The sequence below is a fragment of the Amycolatopsis sp. Poz14 genome, assembly GCF_006704225.1.
GTDB lineage: Bacteria > Actinomycetota > Actinomycetes > Mycobacteriales > Pseudonocardiaceae > Amycolatopsis > Amycolatopsis nivea.
The window spans coordinates 9073839-9097894 of the sequence record NZ_JACLHD010000001.1 but is presented as its reverse complement, the minus strand read 5'-3'; the positions used below and the strand labels follow the sequence as shown (position 1 = coordinate 9097894).

Below are 24056 nucleotides of genomic sequence, written 5' to 3'. Positions count from 1 at the left end.
GACTGATCTTTGGAGGAAGGGGGTGGGTGTGGTCGAAGGCACGGAGAAACCGGCGGAAAGGCGGCTCCTAGCCGGACGGTATCGAGTGGACGCCTCACTCGGCCGTGGCGGCATGAGCGAGGTCTTTCTCGGCTATGACGAGCGCCTGGATCGGCGAGTCGCGATCAAGCGCTTGCGCCCGCCCTCCTCGGTTCCGGCTGCTCCAGACAGCCCGGAGGCGGTCGAGATTCTCGATGCGCTGGAGCGTGACCGGAAGCGGTTCCTGCGTGAGATCCGCACCACCGCCCAACTCGAACACCCCGGTACCCCGGCCGTGTACGACACAGGCGTTGAGGCCGGGCCTGCCGGCAGTACTCAGTTGTGGCTGGTCATGCAGCTGCTGCGAGGTTCGACATTGGAAGCGATCCTCGATCACACCGACTACTCCACCGAACCGCCGAACGTCGCATGGGCGGCAGCCATCACCACGCAGATCGCAGCAGTGCTGGCCGACGTGCACCGAGTGGACATCGTCCACCGTGACATCAAGCCCGCCAATGTCATGCTGGTCGACGAAGGCCTCGTCAAGGTGCTCGACTTCGGCATCGCGATCCTGCGCGGCGCGGGCGCGCTGCCCCGCCTGACGCAGGTCGACCGAACTGTCGGCACACCGGCGTACATGTCGCCGGAGCAGGGGCTCGGGCAGGCGGTGACCTCCGCGTCCGACATCTACTCGCTCGGCTGCCTGTTCTTCGAGTTGCTCACCGGCGACGTACCGTTCCAAGCGACCACGGATACGCCTCTGCGAGCTCACCACTTGCATTCACCTGCGCCATCCGTGCGTTCATGGCGCCCTGACATCCCGGCCGAGATCGACGCCCTAGTGGCGTCGATGCTGGCGAAGGAACCTCAGGACCGTCCGTCAGCAACGGCTGTGTACAGCGCCCTCGTTGCGCTGGCGTCTGCGCAACACGGGCACGCCGAGGTTGACGAGCCGCGAGATCCGACGCGCCCGTTCCGCAGACCGCTGCTCGCCCCCGCGAGCCGTCCACGGCAAACCGGCACCCGCGATCCGCTCACCGATGAGGAATTCGCCGTTCTCAAGGCCAACGTCCAGGCTTTGCTGGACAACGACCAGCCATCCAGAGCGATCAGCCTCATCGAGGACGGCATCGAGCGCTCTGACCACGACCCCGCGTTGAAGCTTCGGCTACGTCACCTTCAGGCGGCAGCCTGCTTCTACGCCGGCGAATACACGCGCGCCGCGACGATCTTCGAGGCTGTCGGCCGGGACTATCGCCGGCACCTGCCGCCGACCGATCCAGTCGTCCTCGACACCGCGTACCACGCGGGTCACGCGTATGCGGAAATTGGCAAGCCGCATAAAGCGTTACCTCAACTGCGCTTCTACGTACAAAACGCTGCTGCTTCGTCTCAGGGCGACACCGCAGAGAGGGTCCTCGAATCTCGGTACGTCGTCGCCCAGATGCTTGCAACCGATGGGCAGGAGGATGATGCGGTGACGGAACTGGAGAGCATTCGCCCGCTCCTATGCGACGCGTTCGGTGTTGACTCGACACAAGTCCGCAATCTGGACAAGCAAATTTCCCGTTTCCGCTCAGCGATGCAGTAAACTCCAAAACCGACGTCTGTAGCGCGTCAGGAGCAGGGTGAAGGTGCCGTTCTTGCTTGCCGATGGTGTGATCGGCCAGTCCACTCTTTGTGGCTGTCGGCCGCCCGCAGGAAGCCCTGCTCCGTTCACAGCAAACGCCTTGGCCATCCCCTATCCGATCAGCGGCTGACTCCCAACATCGCGCCCCGTTCACCCAATGAAGCGACTCCAGCCGTTCTTCGAACGACTGGAGTCGCAGTCCCCGCGCAGCTTTGTTCAACTCGCCGCCATGAACAATGCAGCCGGATCCCCGCCCACCCCTATCGACAGTCCACTCTTCGACGGATCGCGTCCAGACAGCAAGGCAGTGCTCTATCTCCGGGTGTCATCGACGCGACAGGTAGGGCGGGACTACGACCCCGAAGGCATCTCAATCCCGGCCCAACGCGCGGCGTGTCACCGCAGGGCTGAGCAGCTCGGTCTGACGATCGCCGACGAATACGTGGAGCCGGGACGCTCGGCCACCGAGATGATCAAACGCATCGAGTTTCAACGAATGCTGGCCCGGATCCGCCATACTGGCGACATCGACCACGTGATCGTCTACAAGCTGTCTCGAATGGCCCGCAACCGGGTCGATGACGCGCTCGTCATGGCCGACCTGCGGCAGCGCGGCGTCAGCCTGATCTCGGCCACGGAGTCCGTCGACGACACGCCGGTCGGCCAACTCATGCACGGCATCCTCGCCACGTTCAATGAGTACCAGTCCCGTGAGTCCGGCGCTGACATCGCCTACAAGATGGGCCAGAAGGCCCGTAACGGCGGCACCATCGGCCGCGCCCGGCTCGGCTACCTCAACCACATCGACCGCAATGATGGCCGCGACATCCGCACCATCACGGTCGACCCAGAGCGCGCACCATTGGTCCAACTCGGTTTTGAACTCTTCGCCATCGGCAACCTCACCCTCGACCAGCTGTCCCAGCGGCTCTACCAGCGCGGGCTACGCACCCGCCCCACCGCCCGGTACCCCGCACAGCGAGTGTCGATCAGCAAGCTCGCCCGGATGCTGCGCGATCGCTACTACCTCGGATACGTCGCCTACCGCGGCGAAGAAGTTCCCGGGCGTCACAAACCACTCGTCGACCAGTTCCTGTTCGACCGCGTCCAAGCCGTCCTCGACGCCCACACCACGTCCGGAGAGCGGCGGCGGACGCACCATCACTACCTCAAAGGCACCCTGTACTGCGGATACTGCCATCACACAGGCATCAGCGGACGGATGATCATCCAACACACCGTCACCCGCCGACGCGACGAGTACACCTACTTCTTCTGCCGCAACCGGCAGCAGGGCAACTGCCCGGCACCATATGTGAATGTCGCCGTCGCCGAACACGCTGTCGAGCGCTACTACGCCACCGTCAACCAGCAGCAGGTCGCCGACGCCATGGCCAGGATCGCCACGGGCGATGCCGCCGACCACATGGCCGGCCAGACCCTCGCTCCGGTCCAGATCTATCGGATCTGCGACGACGATCAGCGCCGGCAACTCAACCATGCGATCTTCCACCGGCTCTACCTCGCCGACAGCCGCATCACCAACCATGAGCCACGGTCAGCGGCACCTTGACCTAAACAACACCAGCCACAACAAGCCCGACACCTTACGGGGATAGAACACAAAAACAGGTCCTGACCAGCAAAAACCCTCTCGCTCATGTTTCGAGCGAGAGGGTTACTCTGCGAACAAATCCGCAGGTCAGAGCATAAAAATCGAACTTCCGGTGGAGCTAAGGGGACTCGAACCCCTGACCCCCTCACTGCCAGTATGGCCCACGCAGGTCTCTGACCTGCGGGTTTGGGGAACCTGCTGGACGGGTGGTGCAGTTGGCCGCCGTTGAGCGCGGTTCAACTCTGGTCGCTGCGGTTGGGTGCATGGCGCTGCTCCAGCTTTGCTCCAGGTCTATTTGCATGAATGTGCTCGGCGGGAGTGCGTTCAGCGCGTTCGTTGATGGACGGGCCGCGGTCAGTGTGCATTGCGACGCAATGTGATATGAATCACATATTGATCTCTCGGTGCATGAGAGTGCAGACGGGAAGCCGCTCTCCCTTCTGATCGGGCCGCAGCGAGGTCGACTGATCCCGAGACGACGCACCCGTTCTGCCGACGCTGCCCGCCCTCTGCGGATGGGTTGGCCCTTCGGCGGGCCGTCGCGCTTCGGCGTGTGCGTGCTCCTTTCTGACGACGACCGCCACGACGCCCACCCGGTGCTAGTCGGCCGCCGTGCCCGCGCGGTGCTGACCGCCCGCTGGCCCGTTCCGTCCCGACGAAACGCCGCCGGCCATCACGGAGGACGCTACGACTCATCCCGTCGCGTTGCCCCCGGCTCCCGCCGACATCCGCGCGACGGAGGGGATCCGCAGCGCCGCCGATACCGCGCCCGCTGGTTCCTGTCCGGCAGACCGCACCCAGGCGCGATCTGCCACCAGCGCGTCGTGCTAACGGCAGTCGATCCTCTCAGAGAGCGCGTTCCCGGTTTGCAGTGCGGGCCGGTCATAGCGGCAGCGACCGACTGCGCTTCGGTCTGCCGACGAGATGCGGAACATGGTCTGCGCGCCGGGCATTCGTGCGCCCATTCGGGCTAGTGTCTGGGGTTGTGCTGTCGTCGGGCATCGGGCTCGCGATACTGGATCGATGAATGACCGCCCCGATGGGCCGCCTCGCGGCGGTGCGGCCAATCACGTGGCCGGGGACGTCTTCGGGAACGTGGTCCAGGCCGGTGTCATCCACGGCGACGTGAACTTTCATGCTTCGACGCGCGCTGGCGTGGCTCTGCCGTACCGGGCGGGTGTCGTTCCGCAGCGAGCTGAAGCTTTTCAAAGGCGCCCGGACACGGTGCGCGCGTTGGAGCAGGCGCTGGAACACGGGGATGCTGCGGTGCTGACCGGCCGGCCCGGGCCGCACACCGGCGTGGTGTCGGGGCTGGGAGGGGCTGGCAAGACACAGGTTGCTCTGGACTACGCCGAGCGGTGGTGGGCGGCAGCCGAAGCGGGAGTGTGGGTCTGGGTGACGGCGGCGTCGCGGGAGGCGGTGGTGTCCAGCTACGCCCGCGCGGCCGCAGATTTGACCGGAGTTGAGGATCCGGATCCCGAGCAGGGTGCGCGACGGTTGTTGGAATGGCTCGCCGCCGCCTCGGCGCGGTGGCTGATCGTGCTGGATGATGTTCAGAACCCGGCTGACCTGCGGGATTTGTGGCCGCCGGCCAGTGCGAGCGGGCGGGTGGTGGTGACCACTCGCCGCCGCGACGCTGCGCTGCGGACGCAAGGTCGATGCCTCGTCGAGGTCGACGTGTTCACTGGGGAAGAAGCGGCGGCCTATTTGCGCACGGCGCTGGCCGACCAGCCGCACCTGGTCGAGGGCTCGGCTGAGCTGGCGGTCGAGCTGGGATGTCTGCCGTTGGCGCTGGCGCAAGCCAGTGCGTACATGCTTGATCGGGACCTGTCCTGCGCTGACTATCACAGCCGGTGGAAGGATCGCCGGCGCCGCCTGACGTCGCTGCTGCCCGAGCCTGAGGGGCTCCCCGACGATCACCGCGCCACGGTGGCGACCACATGGTCGTTGTCGGTGGAGCAAGCCGATCGGCTGGAACCGGCGGGGGTTGCCGGAGTGTTGCTGGAGGTGGCCAGTGTGCTGGACCCCAACGGCATTCCCTCCGCGTTGTTCTCGTCCTCCGCGGTCGTCCAGCTCGTTGCGGCTCGTACGGGAGGAGAGGCCGCCTCCGAGCTTGCGCGGGACGGACTGGGGTGTCTGCACCGGTTGAACCTGATCACCCGCGACCTGCGGCAGGGGATTGTGCGGATGCACGCAATGGTTCAGCGCGCTACCCGTGACGCATTGCCGAGCGGACGGCGTCGGGACCTGGTGCGGACGGCGGCAGACGCGCTCCTGCAGATCTGGCCGGACGACGAACGGGACGCGGTGCTGGGGCAGATGCTGCGTGCCAACGCCGCCGCGCTCGCCGAGACTGGAGGTGACCGCACGTGGGAGCCTGCCGGGCACGAGGTGTTTCGGCGTGCTGGGAAGAGCCTGGGCAACATCGGATTGGTCACCGACGCCAGGGAACACTTCCAGCGCCTCTGCACCACCGTTACACGCCAGCTGGGCTCGGACCACCCTGACACGTTGACCACACGCCACAGCCTCGCGACCTGGCGCGGCCTGGCAGGCGATCCGGCCGGTGCGGTCTCCGCGTTCGAGGAGTTGTTGTCGGACCGGCTGCGCGTGCTGGGGCCGGACCACCCCGATACCTTGAACGGCAGCGCCGCCCTCGCGAACTCGCGCGGCCTGGCGGGGGATCCGGCCGGTGCCGCGGCCGCGTCCGAAGAGCTCCTTGCCAGCCAGTTGCGCGTGCACGGCCCGGAACACCCTCGTACGTTGGCCGCCCGCGCCGCCCTCGCGACCTGGCGCGGCCAGGCAGGCGACCCGGCCGGTGCTGTATCCGCATTGGAAGAGCTGCTGGCAGACCGGCTCCGCCTGGCGAGCCCGGACGACTCCGAAACACTGACCACACGCCACAACCTCGCGCACTACCGGGCAAACGCGGGAGATTTGGCCGGCGCTGTATCCGAGTTCGAGGAGCTGTTGTCGGACCGGCTGCGCGTGCTGGGCCCCGACCACCCCGACACGTTGACCACGCGCCACGGCCTCGCCGCCTGGCGTGTCGTGGCGGGCGATCCGGCCGGTGCCGTGGTCGCGTTCGAGGAGCTGTTGTCGGACCAGTTGCGCGTGCTGGGCCCCGACCACCCCGAGACGTTGCGCACCCGCGCCGCCCTCGCGACGTCGCGCGGCTCGGCGGGCGATCCTGCCGGTGCTGCGGCCGCGTTCGAGGAGCTGTTGTCGGATCAGCTGCGCGTGCTGGGCCCGGATCACCCCCAGATATTGGACGCCCGTGGCGTGCTCGCGTCCTCGCGGGGCATGGCAGGCGACCCAGCGGGTGCGGTGGTCGCGTTCGAGGAGCTGTTATCGGACTGCCTCCGGGTGCACGGCCCCGACCACCCGGCAACGTTGAGCACGCGTCACAACCTCGCGCATTCTCGGGGCCTGGCGGGCGATCTGGCCGGCGCTGTGTCCGCGTTGGAGGAGGTGTTGTCGGACCGGCTGCGTGTTCTGGGCCCGGACCACTCTGACACGCTGGTCACGCGTCATCAACTCGCGCATTTTCAGGGGATAGGAGGCGATCCTGCCGGTGCCGCGGTCGCGTTCGAGGAGTTGTTGCCGGACGAGTTGCGCGTGCTGGGCCCTGATCACCCGGGTACGTTGATCACACGTCACGAACTCGCGCATTTTCGGGGCCTGGCAGGCGATCCGGTCGGCGCTGTGTCCGCGTTGGAAGAACTGTTGTCCGACCAGTTGCGAGTGGCGGGCCCTGGCCATCCCGGGACCTTGGCTGTCTGGGAAAACCTCGCGGCCTGGCGGGACGTGGCAGGCGAGTGACGCACGCCCGCGCCACACGGCGTTGAGGAGCGTTTGCTCATGCCGTCGTACGGGTTGGAAAACAACAGTTTTCGTCAAGCCGACAGTACGGTGGCAATGGACCGCTGGGCGCGATCAAGGTGGCGTGACGAACAACGCGAGGGCTGGACATGAACGTGGCTTGTCGCTTCGAACGCGGTTCGGTGACCGGCGGCGCGAAAACCCGCGCGCAGGACCGTGTCCTAGAGGGCGGGTGGCAGCGGCCTTGCGTGCGGACCATGGCGAGAGGGCGTCAGGTGTCCTGCGCTGGCGCGGGAGCATCCCCGGCGGTATCCGGGTAATCGGTCTTGCACACGTTGACGGCGAACCGATTCGGAGCCTCGCACGTGTTTGATCGCGTACCTGTCTTCGACCAGATTCTCGCACGCGTCGTTGACCGCGCCGCCCGAGCAGCCGAGTTCTTTGGCGATCCTGGCGGGACCGAAGTCCTCGCCAGGTCGGTCGGGCAGGTCTTCTTCCACCCGGGCCCGTGTCTACGGCCAAGGCATCGATGAGGCGCAACTCGTCGCTCGGTGCGGTGTGCCGGTCAATCTGTCCCGCACCGTAACGTCGCGCACCCCGGCAGCGACTCACATATGCCGGTGGGCGGGCTGATCATGACGGAGCGGCCGGGGGGTATCGCAGCTGGAAAGGATACGACTTAGCCCACGTGAACCACAAAGCGGACGACTGTGACGCTTTCAAGCAGGTCGTGAACTACGTCAAGAAGAAATAGTTATTGCTTGCAGTGGGCCGTTCGGACTGGAGAAAGCTGCTTTGACTCAGGACAAGACTGTCGAGGCTCCGGAATCCGGTGCCGAGTACCGCGTCCCGCGTAGACTCTGGCCACTGTTGAGTGTCTTGCTCTGGGCACTCAACTCGGCGGCCTCGGGCGCAGAGGACGCGCCATGCCAGACGTAGCCGCGTCACGGTTCGACACACTGCGCACCTGGAATGGCGAGCAAAGCCGGGCCTTCGAAGAGCTTTCGTTCCAGCTTCTGAAAGGTAAGGTGCCGCCCGGCACGCGGGCGATCCGGACCGGCAACCCTGACGGCGGGGTCGAGTGGTACGCGACGTTGCCAGGAGGCATTGAATGGGGCTGGCAGGCCAAGCACGTCAAGGGCATCGACGCGCTCCTGACCGCGATGACCGATTCGGTCAAGCGTGTGGCCAAGGAGCGCCCCGACTTGCGAAAGCTGACTTTTGCGATCTCCTGGAACCTTGCGACCGGTACGAGCGGCGGCGAGCGCAAGTCTCAGCGGCAGAAGTACGAAGACAAGATCAAGACCTGGCAACGGACCATTTCCGGTGCTGGCAAGATCGAGTTCGACCTCGTGCAGGAAAGCGACCTGCTGGATGAGTTGGCCAAGCCAGAGCACAACGGCCGACGCTGGTTCTGGTGGGGCGACCTCGTCTTCGGCCGCGAATGGCTGTTAACGCGGTACGGACAACAGTCCTCTGCGGCCAGCGAGAAGTACCGCCCCGATCTGCAGGTCGACGTTCCCATCCAGGAAGAGTTGCTCGCCCTGGGCTTTGACCAATCAATCCTCACCGACTTTAACCGGCTTGTCCGCGACGTCATCTCGGCTATAGCCGAGATGCGTCTCTGGACGAAGGATGAGGGCGTAACGGCGGATGCGCTCTACCAAGCCATTCAGGACACTGCCGCGGCACTGAAGGCCACAGCCGGAACACTCACACTGCAAGCGGGTGATCCACCGGCCGCGCTCGATCCGCTGCTCGCTGAGGTCGAGGCCTGCCGGAGTGCCATCTACGCTGCCGAGGAGCATGAACGCCAGCTTGAGGCGGCGTGGCGGGAGCTGCCCGACGACGACCCGAAGAAGGCGGACAAACCGTCGCAGCGGACCAGCGGCTACGGCGTTCGCGGGCTGGCCTCCGCCATCGGCGAGTTGATCTCTTGGCTTGAATCCTCGGTGGGACGTTCGCTTCGGCGCCGAGCCTACTTCCTCACCGGTCAGGCCGGATCAGGCAAGACGCACCTGCTGCTCGATGCCACCCGGCGTGCTCTCGACTCCGGCCGCCCTGCGGTGTTCCTGGCGGGCGCGCAGTTCGGCCAAGGCAACCTGTGGGCGAGCATCGCGGATCAGCTTGGGCTGGACGCGGTCGGGGCGGATGTGCTGCTGCGTGCGATGGACGCAGCAGGCGAGGCATCTGGGATCTCCGGAAGTCGCTTCGTGATCTTCGTGGACGCTCTCAACGAGACGACGCTGTCCGACTTCTGGCGTGTTCACCTGCCCACGTTGCGCGCGGCCATTGCCCAGCACCCGAACATTGCGCTTGCAGTGTCCTGCCGGGACACTTATCAGGACCTCGTTCTGGAGGGCGCTGAGGGATCTCACTACGTCCGCCGGACGCACCCTGGATTCGCTGATAGGGAGATTGAAGCCATGCAGCATTACTTCGCGCACTACAAGCTCGAAGCCCCCAAGATTCCACTGCTGACACCGGAATTCACGCTGCCGCTCTTCCTGCGGTTGTACTGCGAGAGCCTGTCGCAGTCCGAGGCCGGTTCGATCCCGGAAGGCCATGAGGGACGGGTCGCCATCTTCGAGCGCTATCTCGCTGCCAAGACTACGACGGTCGCTCGGCGCTTCCGGCCAATATCAACCTCCAGCTATGAGCTGAACGCGGCGAAGTCGCAGGTGACCCGGGTCCTCGAGGGCTTGCTCGACGAGCTCTCACGGCTCGGCCGTGAGAGCATGAGCACCAGCGCAGCCGAGGCAGTCGCCCAGAGGTCGCTGGGCGCCGCGGGTGCCGACGCGACGAGAATCCTGGGTCTGCTCCAAGAAGAGGGGATCCTGACTCGCGAGCGCCTCTACCTGGGCAGCGGCGACTTCGACGAAGGCGTCCGTATTGTGTTCCAGGCCTTCGCCGACTTCCTGCTCTTGAGACGACGTTTGGCACTGTCTGACGACCCGCTCAATGATCCTGCGGTCAAGTCGTGGTTGGCCGAGGAGTGCAGTTGGGGCATCAACGAGGCTGCAACGATCCTGTTCCCGGAGGTCTACGGCATTGAGGTGCCGGATCTTCTGGGAATCAAGCTAGCCACTGGACCACAGAGAGATGAAGACCGGGACGCTTGGGACCGCCGTCATCGCGCTCGCCAGCTCTACCGCTCGTTGGTGGAGACCTTGCCATACCGTGACTCAGCAGCGATCTCCCAGCGCACCATCGATCTTCTGAACGAAGCGCAGCCCTACCTCTCGCGTGATGAGTTCTATCGAGTGCTCTTCACGCTGGCTCCGCAGCCGGCCAGCCGGCTAAACGGTGACGGGTTGCATCGATACCTGCTCAGGCAACGAATGCCGCATCGGGACAGCGATTTCGGGTTTGCGACCTATCACGAGTTGTTCGAGCCGTTCAGCCCCGCAGCGCGTCTTGCCCGTTGGGCGGCGGCTGGCCCGTACCCGTCGTATGACGCCGAGGTGCTCGAGCTGGCGTGTGTTCCTTTGTGCTGGCTTTTGTCTTCTCCCAACCGCTTCATGCGCGATTGGATCACCAAGGCGCTTGTGCAGCTGCTGCGCGGTCATCTTGACGTCATGCGCGCGCTCGTTGAGCGTTTCTGGACCGTCGACGACCCCTACGTGGTGCAACGTGTGGTCGCCATAGCCTACGGCGCGCTGCTCCGCAGCGCGCCGGCACAGGCCGAGGACGCGAAAGCGCTCGCCGAAGCTGTGCACACGCGTGTCTTCACTCATCCGATCCGCGCTGACGAGCTCATGTTGGATGCCGCGCGGGGCATCGTCCGGTGGGCAGTGGTCCACCGACTGCTGGCCGACGCCGCGTTGAACTCTATCCGGCGGCCCTATGGGCTAAAGCCACCCGGGCCGCCGCCGACCGCGGCCACACTTGAGGACAAGTACGGTTGGCGCGAGGGACAGCCGGACGATGAGAGCTACTCATCCATCAGTTTCTCGTTGCTGAGCATGGGCGACTTCGGTCGTTACGTCGTCGAATCGGGCTTGCGCCACTTCTCGCGCTACCGTATCGGACAGGACTACCCCCGGCTCGAAGACCGCAAGCCGCGGTTCATCAAGAGCCGGTGGGCACAATTCGTCGCGTCGCTCAGCGACGACCAGAAGGACGCGCTGACAGATGGGTTACAAAACCCCGAACCGCAAAGCATGAGTCGTCTCAGCTTCCTGTGCCGGAGAGAAGACGACCCGCTCAATGACGAGCAGCGCGAACTACTCGATGCCGTATTTGTCCGCCCGAAGAAGGTCGACGACGAATACCCGGCAGACGGCGCTCGGCGCTGGATATTCCGCCGGACACTCAGCCTCGGCTGGACACCGAAGCTCTTCGGCCCCAAGGATCGCAGCATCGGGCACGGTCGCGGGCGGGAAGGCCACAAGGCCGAGCGCTGGGGCAAGAAGTACCAGTGGATGGCCTACCACGAGCTACTGGCTCGCGTCGCGGACAACCATCAGACTTCGCGGACCTTCGGAGACAGCGGACAGTACGAAGGGCTGCATCAGATCATCGGCGACCGGGAGATCGACCCCAGCCTCCCGCCGATCGACTTCCGAGCCTTCAATGAGCACGATGCCAGCGGTGTGACGGCTTGGGAGTCGCCCCTGGTCCAGTTGGAGGAGTGGCCTCCGGCATCTCTCGACTTCGGCCGCTACCAGGGAGACGTCAAGCGTTTCCTCGCCGACACCGCCTCGGAGCCCACCGTGGCTGGCTCCACGTTCGTCCGTGACCGTGACGGCAACGACTGGGTGATACTCGAGAGCTTCGTGAAGCAGGTCGATCCCTTGGCTCACAAGGGTTGGCGTGGCATCCAGGAGCGCGGCGGAATCGACACGCTGCTTATCGCAGCTGACGATGCTCCAGGGTTCCTCTCGGCTCTGCCGGACGGGCCACGCTACGAAATCCGCGACCTCGTTGATTCCCATGGCCATACCGACTGCTGCTACGTCGGCGAGGTCGGCCGGGTCGGGCAGACCTGCTGTCACCGGCACGACGTGCTCCGCCAAACAGACATCGGCAATAAGTCATTTTCAGTCGTCGCGACCGTGGAGCAGTACGCCTGGGAAGGCTCCATTCTCGACTGTTCCATCGGAGAGACAGCGCGCGCTGTCTTGCCCTCGACGTTCATTCAGCAAGCTGCCGGATTGACCTTCGACATGCGAGGTCCGAGCTGGCTGGATGCAACGGGCATTCCGGTCTTTACATACTATGAGGAGGAGGGAAAAGATAGCCGCGCGCTGCTTGTGCGGGCATCTTTCTTGCGGGAGTTTCTTGCCGAGAACAAACTTGAAATTATCGTGCTGCACGGGTTTGAACGAATGAAGCTCGGAGATGACTTTAGTCGCAAACACCCCTGTGTGGAGTCGAGCATCGATGCTCGTCTGACGGAGGACCTGGTTTTGCACGAGGGCAAGCCGAAAAGGACGGAGAGGGACCTGAACTGAGCCCGAGGCCCGTTCCGGTTCTGTCCGAGTACAACGACGTGAACAGTCCCCGTCTGCTGCCGTGTCGCCTTTTCTTCCGGTAGTGATGACGCGCGAACTGGACAGCCCGGTCCTTTGGCCGATCGCAGCCGCGAGTCCAGATGCCGTTACAACGGAAACTTGGGTGCGAGGAATGCGCGCCGTAATCGCCGCGGCGTGCGTCAGATGCGGTCGCGTCGCGGCCGGTGTTCGACGCTGTGTTCGCGCGTTCGGCGTTCGAATCCGTCTCTTTGAAGGTCGTGCGGTCCGCTTCTGAGACTGTCCGACAACAGACGGGTAGGCAGGCTAAGACGACCTCGACTCTGGCGTAACTCCTCATCTGCCAGCGATGCTTGCCAGAGTCCTCGGCTGCCGTGGGTTGACTTCCCAGCGGACTAGGCGCATGACGGAGGTGGCGCTTTGTCGCGGTCGGGAGGTTGTCATGGCGTGGGTGGAGCAGTCCGGGCGGTGTTCGTGGCGGGTTCGTTTTCGCCGGGTGAGTGGCGGTGTTGGTTCGGTGCCGGGGTTCGCGTCGCGCAAGGCGGCCGCCGGGTATGCCGGGGACATGGAGTGCGATCAGCGCCGCAAGGTGTGGGTCGATCCCGGGGACGGCCGTGTGTTGTTTGGGGATTGGGTGCAACGGTGGTTGCCTGCGCAAGATCTGGATCCGCGGACGGTGGACAACTACGACAGTTACTTGCGCTGTCATCTGCTGGCGCGTTTCGGGGCGACGCCGATCGGGGAGATCACTGCGCTTCAGGTCGATGCGTGGAAGACGGCGGCGGCCGATGCGGGTTACGCGGCGGCGACGGTGTCGAGTTGGGCGAAGCTGTTGTCGATGATTTTGGCTGATGCGGTGGATGAGCGGTTGATCGCGGTGAATCCGGTGCGGCAGCGCCGTCGCCGCGGCCGGCGGTGCAGGACTCTGGTGCGGGAGCGGGTGTGGGCGACGCCGGAGCAGGTGCTGCGGATCGCAGACCAGGCTGCCGCGCTGGGCGGCGACATCGCACGGCTGCTGATCATCACCGCGGCCTGGACGGGCTGCCGGTGGGGCGAACTCGCCGCGCTGCACCGCGACAACCTCGACCTCGACACGGGGCATCTCATCGTGGACCCGGAGCAGGGGTCGTTGCACGAGAGCCGGGGCCGACGATGGCTGGGGCCGCCCAAGACGCCGTCGTCGGCGCGGCGGGTCGCGTTGCCGCCGTTCCTGGTCCGGTTGCTGCGTCGGCATCTGGAAAGCCATCCGTTCGAGTTCGTGTTCACGACCTCGCGCGGGACCTGGCTGTGGCGCTCCACCTTCGACCGCAGGGTGTTGCGCCCGGCGATCGACGGCTGTCACCGGCCCGGGGTGCGGGCGTACTCGGTGTGTCCTGGGTTGACGTTCCACGGGTTGCGGCACAGCCACAAGACGTGGCTGATCGCGGGCGGGGCTCCGGAGATCGCGCAGGCTCGTCGGCTGGGCCACCATCTGCCGGACCGGGTCGTGGAGACGTATTCGCACGTGGCGCGGGAAGTGGAGGCCCGGTTGCTGGCCGACCTGCAGCGGCGCTGGCGCAAAGCCTCCCGCGGTCCGCGTCCCGCCCGGCCCGCGCAACAGGAAAGGGCATCGGCGAAATCCCGTCCTCCCATTCCACCGTCACGGAAACTCCGGCAAAGGCCGAATCTTCTCGCCCCTATCACCGATGGAAAGAGGGACAACTCCCGCCTTGCCCTGCAGGGGAGAGGAAACGGCACTGCCCGCAAGCGCGTGCCCTGGAGCAGCACGCCCCAGAAACTCCCCACCTGGGACACCCCGGATCAGTGCTACCCGATCACGCAAGATCAACCCGCGGACACGAGAAAACCCCTCCGACCAGCGCCAACCGCATGATCAAAGGGGTTCATCGAACTTGTGGAGCTAAGGGGACTCGAACCCCTGACCCCCTCACTGCCAGTGAGGTGCGCTACCAGCTGCGCCATAGCCCCGAGGCAGAGGTGAACTCCGCATCTCGTATGGACATACAGTACACCCCGCCTTCGACCCCCTCGTCAGGGGGTCGGTTACGCGCCGCGGCCACGCCGGAACGACGTGCCAAGCTGGCCAAATCCGCCTCTCGGTAACCTGTTCCGAGCGCATTAGTGCAGGTCGACTGCCCTATCTGACTTTTCTTCAGGTTTGCATTGAAGGTCAGTGTGCCCGCGATTACATTCCTCCGCAGTCGCGACGTCGAGCCGACTCTCGCCACGAGGCGAACCCCACCTCCGGCCGAGGTCGCCCAGCGGTCCCGTCTCGGCAAGGGAGGTGACGATGAACCCCGAATCACGGAGAGTGGCCGCGCTAGCGCCGACCCCTCCGAGTCCGGCGGACTACCCCTGCGGCCGGAACAGCGGAACGCCGTCCCGCCAGCCCCTCGAGACCAACGCTGATGCCTGGCGCGCCCAGCCAGGGGCGGCGAACGCCCGGCGAACTGCTGCTCGTCCGCCCGTCCCGCTGGCCCGCCCGTACACCGTCACCGGAACAAACGCGCACGATTGGCACTTCCACCTCACCCGCAAGGGCGATGCGGAGACAGTCACCAGCCCCTCCTCGCGGCCCGCGTCGGAACACGAGAACACCTCGGGAACCCGCGACACCGCAGCCCCGCCGCGACTGCCGTCCACCGAGCCCGACCCGCAATGGCCAGCGCATCCGACTGCTGCAGTTGTCGATCTTCCCTCCAGCCGAGAACGTGAACCGCACCCGGCCGGACTGGCTGCCAGTCACGAGAAGCCGCAGCAGCACGGCCGTCATGACGCCGCCAACCGGTCGTTCACACTGATCTCCGTGGGTGGCACTACTTCTCCGCCGCCGGGACAAGTGGACCTGGGGCCGAACGTCGTCGTTTTCGATCCGTCGATGCCGAGCGCGAGCATCCAGCGCAAGCTCGACGCGATCTTCGCGGAGCAGGAGAAGAACCAGTTCGGCAGTCAGCGCTACGCCGTGCTGTTCAAACCTGGCACGTACTCCAACGACGTGAACGTCGGCTTCTACACGCAAATCCTCGGACTAGGCAGCACGCCCGACGCCGTGACGATCAACGGTGCGGTGCACGTGGACGCGGACTGGTTTCCCCCGAACAACGCGACCCAGAACTTCTGGCGCGGCGCGGAAAACCTGTCCGTGAACCCCGTCGGGGGCGCGGACCAATGGGCCGTATCGCAGGCGAGCCCGTACCGGCGCATGCACGTCCGCGGCGACCTCCGCCTCGACGACGGCGGGGGCTGGTCCAGCGGGGGCTGGATCTCGGACACGAAGATCGACGGGCAGATCCGTTCCGGGTCACAGCAGCAATGGATCTCGCGCGATTCGCACTTCGGCGGCTGGACCGGCTCTACTTGGAACATGGTGTTCGTCGGCGTGGACGGCGCTCCCGCCGGCACCTTCCCGGACCCGCCGTACACGACGATCGACCAGGCCCCGATCGTCCGCGAGAAGCCGTGCCTCCAGGTTGACGAGTCCGGTCACTACCGGGTGTTCGTGCCCGCCCTGCGAAACAACACCTCCGGCGTCACCTGGGAACACGACAGCGCACCAGGCGTTTCGCTGCCGATCGACCAGTTCTTCATCACGAAGCCGGGCGCTACCGCGTCCGAGATGAACGAGGCTCTGACGGCGGGCAAGAACCTGCTGATCACCCCAGGCGTGTACCGCCTTGATCAGCCTCTTCACGTGACTCGTCCGGACACCGTCGTCCTCGGCCTTGGCATCGCGACCTTGATCCCGGACGGCGGGATCACTGCGATCAACGTCGACGACGTGGACGGAGTGAAGATCGCCGGCTTGCTGATCGACGCCGGAACGACCTCGTCGGCCACGCTCATGCAGGTCGGCGATCCCGAGTCGAACGCGGACCACTCGGCGAACCCGACCTCGCTGCACGACGTGTTCTTCCGCGTCGGCGGCGCTGCCGCGGGCAAAGCGCATACCAGCCTCGTAATCAACAGCAACGACGTGATCGGCGACCACCTGTGGCTCTGGCGAGCCGACCACGGCGCCGACGACAGTCACGTCGGCTGGAACTCCAACACCGCCGATACCGGCCTGGTGGTGAACGGCAACGACGTGACCGTCTACGGGCTGTTCGTCGAGCACTTTCAGAAGACGCAGGTGACCTGGAACGGAAACGGCGGGCGCACCTACTTCTTCCAGAACGAGATGCCCTACGACGTCCCCGACCAGGCAGCCTGGATGAACGGCGGGAGCGCGGGCTACGCCGCGTACCAGGTCGCCCCGGATGTGACCAGCCACGAAGCCTGGGGTCTCGGCAGCTACTGCTTCTTCGACACGAACCCGTCGGTGTCCTGCTCGCACGCCTTCGCCGCTCCGGTCGCGCCTGACGTGCGGTTCCACGGCATGGTGACGGTTTCGCTCAACCACCAGGGAACGATCACCCACGTGATCAACGACCTCGGTGCGAGCACCCCGTCGGGGACGAAGCCGGTGAACTTGGTGCGCTATCCATAGCCGCCACCTGAACAACCGGTGCCCGCCGCGGTGGCGGCCGCGACGGGCACCGGTCCCTGGTTCTGTCGTTTGCCACGGCAGCCGACGGGACACCGTAGGCTGTGCCGTGTGAGCCAGCCGATCCTGATGACCGTCGACGACGACCCCGCCGTTTCGCGGTCGGTGGCGCGCGACCTGCGTCGCCGCTACGGCAAGGACTACCGCGTCATCCGTGCCGATTCGGGCGCCGACGCCCTCGACGCACTTCGCGAGATCAAGCTGCGCGGCGACGCCGTCGCGGCGATCCTCGCCGACTACCGCATGCCGCACATGGACGGCATCGTCTTCCTGGAGAAGGCGATGGACCTCTTCCCGAACGCCCGGCGCGCGCTGCTGACGGCCTACGCCGACACTGACGCCGCGATCCAGGCGATCAACGTGGTCGACGTCGACCACTACCTGCTCAAGCCCTGGGACCCGCCCGAGGAGAAGCTGTACCCGGTCATCGACTCGCTGGTCGAGACCTGGCTCGCGGTCGGGGATCGTCCGGTGGAAGAGACGAAGCTGATCGGGCACCGGTACTCGGCGCCGTCGTTCCGGATGCGCGACTTCCTGGCTCGCAACGCCGTCCCGTACCGCTGGTACTCGGTCGACGACGAAGAAGCCGGCCGCATCCTCCAAGCCGCCGGCGCGTGCGAGACCGACATCCCGGTCGTGGTGACGCCGGACGGCACGGTGCTGAAACAGCCATCGGGAAGCGAGATCGCCGATGCGGTGGGCCTTTCTACGCAGCCCGCGCAGGACTTCTACGACCTGGTGGTGATCGGCGGCGGTCCGGCCGGACTCGGTGCCGCCGTTTACGGCGCTTCCGAAGGACTGCGGACCGTGCTGGTCGAGCGCAAGGCCACCGGCGGCCAGGCCGGAACCAGCTCCAGGATCGAGAACTACCTTGGCTTCCCGGACGGAGTGTCGGGCGCGCAGCTCACGGATCGAGCCCGCCGCCAGGCGCAGAAGTTCGGCGCTGAAGTGCTTACGGCTCGCGATGTCGTGGGTCTGGAGGCGCGCGGCTCGAGCCGGGTCGTGACCTTCGGCGACGGATCCGAGATCGCCGCGCACTCCGTGATCCTTTCCAGCGGCGTCAACTACCGAGCGCTGGAAGCCGAGGGAATCGCGGAGCTGACCGGCCGGGGCGTCTACTACGGCTCCGCTGCGACGGAAGCACCTGAGTGCTCGAACGATCACGTGTACATCGTCGGCGGCGCGAACTCCGCCGGTCAGGCGGCTGTGTTCTTCGCCCAGCACGCCACCGACGTGACGCTGCTGGTGCGCGGCGCGTCGCTTGAGTCGTCGATGTCGCACTACCTCATCGAGCAGATCGCTGCCATCGAGAACGTCCACGTTCGCACGCACACCACGGTGGTCAAAGCGCATGGGGACGATCACCTCGAGTCCATCACGGTCTGCAAAGACGGCGTGACCGAGAAACTGGACACGGAACACCTCTTCATCTTCATCGGAGCCGCTCCGCGCACGGAGTGGCTGGGAAAGAGCGTCCTCCGGGACGCCCACGGATTCGTCCGGACCGGCCCAGACCTCGTGGAGGACGGACGCAGGCCGCCGGGATGGAGCCTGGACCGCGATCCGCATTACCTGGAGTCGTCAGTGCCCGGCGTGTTCGTGGCCGGAGACGTGCGCTCGCAGTCGGTGAAACGCGTGGCGTCCGCCGTCGGCGAGGGCGCCATGGCCGTGACCCTGGTCCACCGTTACTTGGAGGAACAGTGACTCAGCCCGCCTTGTCGCGCGAGGAACTGCGCGGACTGTTCTTGTTCGAACATCTCTCCGACGCGCAACTCGACTGGATCGAGCAGAACGCGGTGCGCGAGGAGTTCAAGGCCGACTCCGTGGTGATCCGCGAAGGCGACCCGGCCACGTGCTTCTACGTCCTGCTCAACGGCGCGCTGCGGATGACCCGCGTGGTGGCCGGCGCCGAGGTCGAGATGAAGCGGTCCGATCAACGCGGTTCCTACTGCGGCGCAACGCAATTCTTGGCCTACCAGGACAGCGAAGCCACCTACGGCGCGACGATCTACGCCGTCAGCGATCTGACCTTCCTCACGCTTCCCGCCGCGGAGTTCGCCGTCGAATTCCGGCAATGGTTCCCGATGGCGGCGCACTTGCTGGAGGGTATGTACCTCGGCTGGCGCAATACCGACGCGCTGGTGTCGTCGCGCCGCAGGCTCGTCGCCCTCGGCGAGTTGTCCGCGGGGCTCATGCACGAACTCAACAACCCGGCCGCAGCTGCGGTGCGGGCCACGGCCGCGCTGCGCGAGCGAGTCGCCGGCATGCGGCACAAACTCGCGATCCTGGCGAAGAAAGACATCGACCCGAACCTGCTCGAGTTGCTCCTCGACGTGCAGGAACGCTTGGTGAAACAGGTCGGCGACGCACCCAAGCTCTCCGCGATGCAGCAAGCCGACCGCGAGGACGAGATCGGCGACTGGTTCGACGACCACGGCATCGACCAGGGCTGGGACCTCGCCAGCATCTTCGTCGCTGCCGGACTCACGCCGACGAACCTCGACCACGTGCTGGAATCGGTAGGCGAAGGACTGCTCGACGGCGCGATCCGCTGGCTCGCGTACGCGCTCGAAACCGAGATGCTGATGGGCGAGATCGAGGACTCGACCAGCCGGGTGTCCACGCTCGTGGGCGCGGCGAAGCAGTACTCGCAAATGGATCGCGCCCCGCACCAGTTCATCGACGTCCACGAAGGACTCAACTCCACGCTGGTGATGATGTCGGGCAAGCTCGGCGAGGGCATCCGCGTGGTCAAGGAATACGACTGCTCGATCGACCGGGTTCCTGCCTACGCCGCCGAACTGAACCAGGTGTGGACCAACATCATCGACAACGCCGTCGGCGCCATGGGCGGCGAGGGAACGCTGACCCTGCGCACGTGGCAGGTCGGCAAACAGGTGCGCGTCGAGATCGGCGACACCGGCCCGGGGATCCCGGAAGAGGTGCGCCAGCGCATCTTCGAGCCGTTCTTCACGACCAAAGGCGTGGGCGAAGGCACCGGTCTCGGGCTGGACATCTCGTGGCGGATCGTCGTGGAACGGCACTCGGGCGACATCAAAGTGACGTCGGAACCGGGTGACACGCGGTTCGAGGTCTGCCTTCCCGTGGAGGAGCAAGCGTCGCTCTGAACGCGCGGTTGCCCGCGGATGCCCGTCATGAGGCTGGGATCTTCGGGTTCTTCGGAGCAGTTCTGCGGTGGTTGTCATCGGCGGTATCCCCTCGGAGCGAACTGACGGCTCGATTCCGAGGTTAGCCGACCGCACCGACAGGATTTCGGGCTGTTTTCGAGTTTCCCTTGTGCGCCAACGGTTTTCGATCTTTCCCTGATCGGGTGATGATTGGGAACGCATGTTCGAGCACTCTGGAACACGGCAGCGCCGCGCCCATTGCTCGGACCCGCAGGGGGTCCGGTGGGCGCCGCCGCCGGTTCAGGGGAGGGACCGTGATCCGAATCCGGGAAGTGTCAGTGTCATTGCCGCTGTCGTCAGCCAGGTCAGCAGGTCCGGCAACGGAATCCGGGCGAGCCGTCCAGGCCATTCGTCGGCTGCGATCGTCAGTGCGAGCTCGTCTTCGCCAGGCCGGATTCCGGTCAGGCGCAAGCCTTTCGGCAGATCCGGCAGGGGAAGCACGATCGGCTGGATCCGCTTCGGCGGCCGCCTCGTCCACCGTCCGAGGCAGAGCGAGATCGGGGTCAGCACTATTGCTTCGTCTTCGATGTCTGCGGCGAGAGTCAAATATCCCCAGCGCGGACGTTTCCGCCAGCGCACTCGGAACCCTTCCGGATGCGGTGTCGCGATCAGGTCCGGACGTGCCGCGGCGACCCGATCCCGCACCACGGTTCCGCTCACTTCTATCTCGAGTTCGACAGATCCGGGAATCGCCGCTGGCGAAGGCAATCCTCGAAGCCGCACGTCCTTGGCGAGCACGGTCACGCGCCGCAACGGAATGCGTTCGACGTCTGGCTGCGCAGGCGGTCCGACAGTTGGCCGCGTTTCAGGACCGGCTTCGCGAGCGGCGGGCGCCCGTCCGGAGCTGCGTCGAGAAGTCGGTCGCTCGGATTCGTGCGGTCCCACGTTTGCTGCGTCAGGTCCCCAGATGGGTTTCCATGCTGCGGCACCTGGTGTGGCTTCCGCGATTCGGCGATCGCCTTGCGCCTGAACAGAATCCGACGATGCCGTGTTCTCTCGTGGACCGGATGAGCGTGCGTCAGTTCGGCCGTCGGCGGGCCGCGCGAGGTGAGCAGGCGCAAGCCCAGCCGCATCTGGCGGGCCGTCCGTCTTGTGCGTTTCGCCGACGGGGGTGCCCGTCGCAGCAGGCATGCCGGACGCGTCCGCGGTGGTCGGGTCCTTCGTTTCACCACGCGCGTTCGACGCTGCTGAGGCCGCTGCAGTTCGAGACGAGCGGGCAGTGCCGGCAAGGCTGCCAGCGCCGTGCGCAACGGGGGCCGCCGAGCTGTTCGGAACGGGCCAGTCGACATCTTCCGCGACGATGCGGACGTCTCCCACCCGACCGGTGGCCAGACGAAGCGAGTCCGCTGGATAGTCGAGTTCGGTGAGAGTCAGGCCGACCTCGTGGCCTTGCACTGTGGTCGTAAGGCGACGGCCCACCAGTTGCTCGGTGACGGTTCGGGCGAGCGCGGCCGGGGTCGCGGGCACTGTGGGCAGCAGTGCCCGGCCCGCGGCTGCCAGGCCCGACAGTTCGGGCCAGGGCACCCAGGCATCGAACCATCGGCCTTCGCTCATTCGGCCATCGTATGGCTGTCCCGAGAAGACCGCTCCTCGCTGTGGCATGAGCCGCGTAACGGACGGCAAGGGGCCGATCACTCAAGCCACCGGAGCAGTCAGCAGCCCGGCAGCCGCTCCGGACTCGGCGATCCTGGCCGCCACCAGCCAGAATTCCGTCGCAGCGAGCCGCTTGACGTCGCGTCTGGCACCCGATCAGCAGGGCGGCGAACTAGGCTTGCCGAATGTCCGAACCCGACCACGAGCCGTCCGACATCGAGACAGTCGAAGGCCGCGTTTACCGGCGAGAAGACTGGTACGCGGAGGAGTTCACCGCGCGTCGGTTCGTGCGCTGTGAGTTCCATCAGGTCGACCTGACCGAGGCAGTCACCCGCGGTGTCTCCTTCCTGGACTGTGTGTTCGGAAACGTCCAGTTCAACGCCTCCCGGCACACCGACTCTGCGTTCACCGGCTGCGTGTTCAAAGGATGCAACCTGTTCGATGCCGAGTTCACGGGCTGCAAGCTGGTCGGCAGCCGCTTCCAGGACTGCGACCTGCGGCCGTTGCGCGTGACCGGCGGAGACTGGTCTTTCGTCGGCTTGAACAGTGCCGACCTGCATGGAGTCACGTTCCAACAGGTGCGCATGCGCGAAGCGGACCTCACCAAGGCGAAGTGTTCGGGAGCAGTGCTCACCGACGTGGATTTGTCCGGCGCGGAGCTGCAGGACGTCGACCTGACGCGCGCCGAACTCCGGGGCAGCGACCTGTCGTCACTCGATCTGACTCGTGCGTCGCTGACCGGCGCGATCGTGTCCCCGGAGCAGGCGGCGGTGCTCGTCACGTCGCTCGGACTGCAGGTCCGCGGGTAGTCTCGCTTCTGGGGAACCGAGCCGTCGGGTATGTCCGGAGGGAGCGCGATGGGAGTCGTCACACCAGGCTTCACCGGACGCGCCCGCGGTGCCAATCCGCGGCTGCCGCCAGGGCAGTATCTCGCCGAAGACTTCCCGGTTCTCTCAGCCGGGCCGACTCCTCGAGTGAGCACAGAGAGGTGGGAGTTCGCGGTAGTGACCGAGAGCGGCGAACGTCGCTCATGGTCGTGGCCGGAACTGATGGCGCTGCCGAGCGAGAAGATCACCGTCGACATCCACTGCGTCACCCAATGGTCCAAACTGGACACTCATTGGCGCGGCGTCCCAGTGGACGCGCTCGTCGGGGATCTCGATACGGCCGCTGATTACGTGATGGCGCATTCCTACGGCGGCTACACCACAAACCTTCCGCTCGCTGATCTCCTGGGCGGACATGCCTGGATCGCCTACGAGTACGGCGGTAAGCCACTCACTCCGGAACACGGCGGCCCGGCTCGGCTGTTGGTGCCGCACCTCTACCTCTGGAAGTCTGCGAAGTGGGTGCGCAAGCTGCGGCTCGCTACGAAGGACGATCCCGGCTTCTGGGAAGCAGCCGGCTACCACGACTACGGAGATCCATGGCGGGAACAGCGGTATCAGGGCGACTAGCGTGGCGCGTCGCTCGGCTCGCCGAGATCCGGCAGGAGACACCGACCGCGCGCACCCTGGTCTTCGACATCCCAGGGTGGCCGGGTCATCTCGCGGGACAGCACGTCGACGTCCGCCTCACCGCAGCCGACGGCTACACGGCACAACGCAGCTACTCGCTTGCTGCACCGGCGAACGGAGACCGAATCGAACTGACCGTGCAACGGGTAGCCGACGGTGAAGTGTCCGAACACCTCACCGGCCCCTACGCGGTCGGTGACCCGGTCGAAGTCCGAGGCCCGATCGGCGGCTGGTTCGTGTGGCGTCCCACCGACGCGACTCCGGTGCTGCTTGTGGCCGGTGGCGCAGGCATCGTCCCTCTGATGTCGATGATTCGGGCCCGTCGCGAAGCTGGCAGCAAGGCACTGTTCCGGCTGGTCTATTCGCTGCGTACCCCGGCAGAGCTGTACTACGCCGAGGAGCTCCGCCGACCCTATACAGGCTTGGACGTCACTTACGTCTACACGCGGGAACTCCCGGAAGGGCGATCCGGCATCCCGCGGCGCATCGACGTCGCCACATTGAACACCGCTGCGTGGCCGGTTGACTTCGGTGCCACCACGTACATTTGCGGACCGACCGGGTTTGTGGAGGCTGCCGCGGACATCCTGCTCGCGCTGGGACATTCGCCGCAGTCGATTCGGACTGAGCGTTTTGGCCCCAGCCGGGACTGA

The 24056-nt window shown here is 65.8% G+C and carries 12 protein-coding genes and 1 tRNA gene; 11 read left to right on the top strand and 2 right to left on the bottom strand.

Annotation, left to right across the window (positions count from 1 at the left end; all coding sequences use genetic code 11):
• Positions 1-22 precede the first annotated feature (22 nt).
• The 5 genes from FKO37_RS42210 to FKO37_RS42190 all read left to right on the top strand — a co-directional run bounded on the left by FKO37_RS42210 (position 23) and on the right by FKO37_RS42190 (position 14435).
• On the top strand, positions 23-1612 hold the full coding sequence (locus tag FKO37_RS42210; RefSeq protein WP_308196573.1) for a serine/threonine-protein kinase: 1590 nt from the start codon (positions 23-25) through the stop codon (positions 1610-1612).
• A 196-nt stretch (positions 1613-1808) separates the two neighbouring features.
• Complete coding sequence (locus FKO37_RS42205; protein WP_238607999.1) at positions 1809-3224, top strand: recombinase family protein; 1416 nt, start codon at positions 1809-1811, stop codon at positions 3222-3224.
• Between the two features lie 1065 nt (positions 3225-4289).
• Positions 4290-7088: an FxSxx-COOH system tetratricopeptide repeat protein gene (gene fxsT / locus FKO37_RS42200; RefSeq protein ID WP_238607998.1), complete on the top strand. Its 2799-nt coding sequence runs from the start codon at positions 4290-4292 to the stop codon at positions 7086-7088.
• Positions 7089-8014: 926 nt separating this feature from the next.
• Complete coding sequence (locus tag FKO37_RS42195; RefSeq protein ID WP_238607997.1) at positions 8015-12544, top strand: hypothetical protein; 4530 nt, start codon at positions 8015-8017, stop codon at positions 12542-12544.
• A 535-nt stretch (positions 12545-13079) separates the two neighbouring features.
• Positions 13080-14435, top strand: a complete 1356-nt coding sequence (locus FKO37_RS42190) for a tyrosine-type recombinase/integrase (protein WP_238607996.1) — start codon at positions 13080-13082, stop codon at positions 14433-14435.
• Between the two features lie 22 nt (positions 14436-14457).
• On the opposite strand, the gene FKO37_RS42185 is transcribed toward FKO37_RS42190, so the two are convergent.
• Positions 14458-14530 (bottom strand) — tRNA-Ala (locus FKO37_RS42185).
• A 910-nt stretch (positions 14531-15440) separates the two neighbouring features.
• Here FKO37_RS42185 and FKO37_RS42180 point away from each other — a divergent pair.
• From FKO37_RS42180 to FKO37_RS42170, 3 genes are all read left to right on the top strand, one after another.
• Positions 15441-17048 carry a coagulation factor 5/8 type domain-containing protein gene (locus tag FKO37_RS42180; protein WP_205669943.1) on the top strand — a complete coding sequence of 536 codons (1608 nt, stop codon included), beginning with the start codon at positions 15441-15443 and terminating at the stop codon, positions 17046-17048.
• A gap of 108 nt (positions 17049-17156) precedes the next feature.
• On the top strand, positions 17157-18809 hold the full coding sequence (locus FKO37_RS42175; protein ID WP_037812004.1) for an FAD-dependent oxidoreductase: 1653 nt from the start codon (positions 17157-17159) through the stop codon (positions 18807-18809).
• Positions 18806-20233 (top strand): ATP-binding protein, encoded by a 1428-nt coding sequence (locus tag FKO37_RS42170; RefSeq protein ID WP_037812003.1) that lies wholly within the window; start codon positions 18806-18808, stop codon positions 20231-20233. The genes FKO37_RS42175 and FKO37_RS42170 overlap by 4 nt, the downstream gene beginning before the upstream one ends.
• A 300-nt stretch (positions 20234-20533) precedes the next feature.
• Here FKO37_RS42170 and FKO37_RS42165 read toward each other — a convergent pair whose 3' ends face one another.
• Positions 20534-21847: a hypothetical protein gene (locus FKO37_RS42165; RefSeq protein ID WP_238607995.1), complete on the bottom strand. Its 1314-nt coding sequence runs from the start codon at positions 21845-21847 to the stop codon at positions 20534-20536.
• A 224-nt stretch (positions 21848-22071) separates the two neighbouring features.
• On the opposite strand from FKO37_RS42165, the gene FKO37_RS42160 reads away from it, so the two are divergent.
• Genes FKO37_RS42160 through FKO37_RS42150 form a run of 3 tightly spaced genes read left to right on the top strand, consistent with a single transcriptional unit; the run spans position 22072 to position 24056 of the window.
• Complete coding sequence (locus FKO37_RS42160) at positions 22072-22695, top strand: pentapeptide repeat-containing protein (RefSeq protein WP_238607994.1); 624 nt, start codon at positions 22072-22074, stop codon at positions 22693-22695.
• A gap of 48 nt (positions 22696-22743) precedes the next feature.
• Complete coding sequence (locus tag FKO37_RS42155; RefSeq protein ID WP_134663245.1) at positions 22744-23343, top strand: sulfite oxidase-like oxidoreductase; 600 nt, start codon at positions 22744-22746, stop codon at positions 23341-23343.
• Positions 23313-24056: a ferredoxin reductase gene (locus FKO37_RS42150; protein ID WP_238607993.1), complete on the top strand. Its 744-nt coding sequence runs from the start codon at positions 23313-23315 to the stop codon at positions 24054-24056. Before FKO37_RS42155 ends, FKO37_RS42150 begins: the two co-directional genes overlap by 31 nt.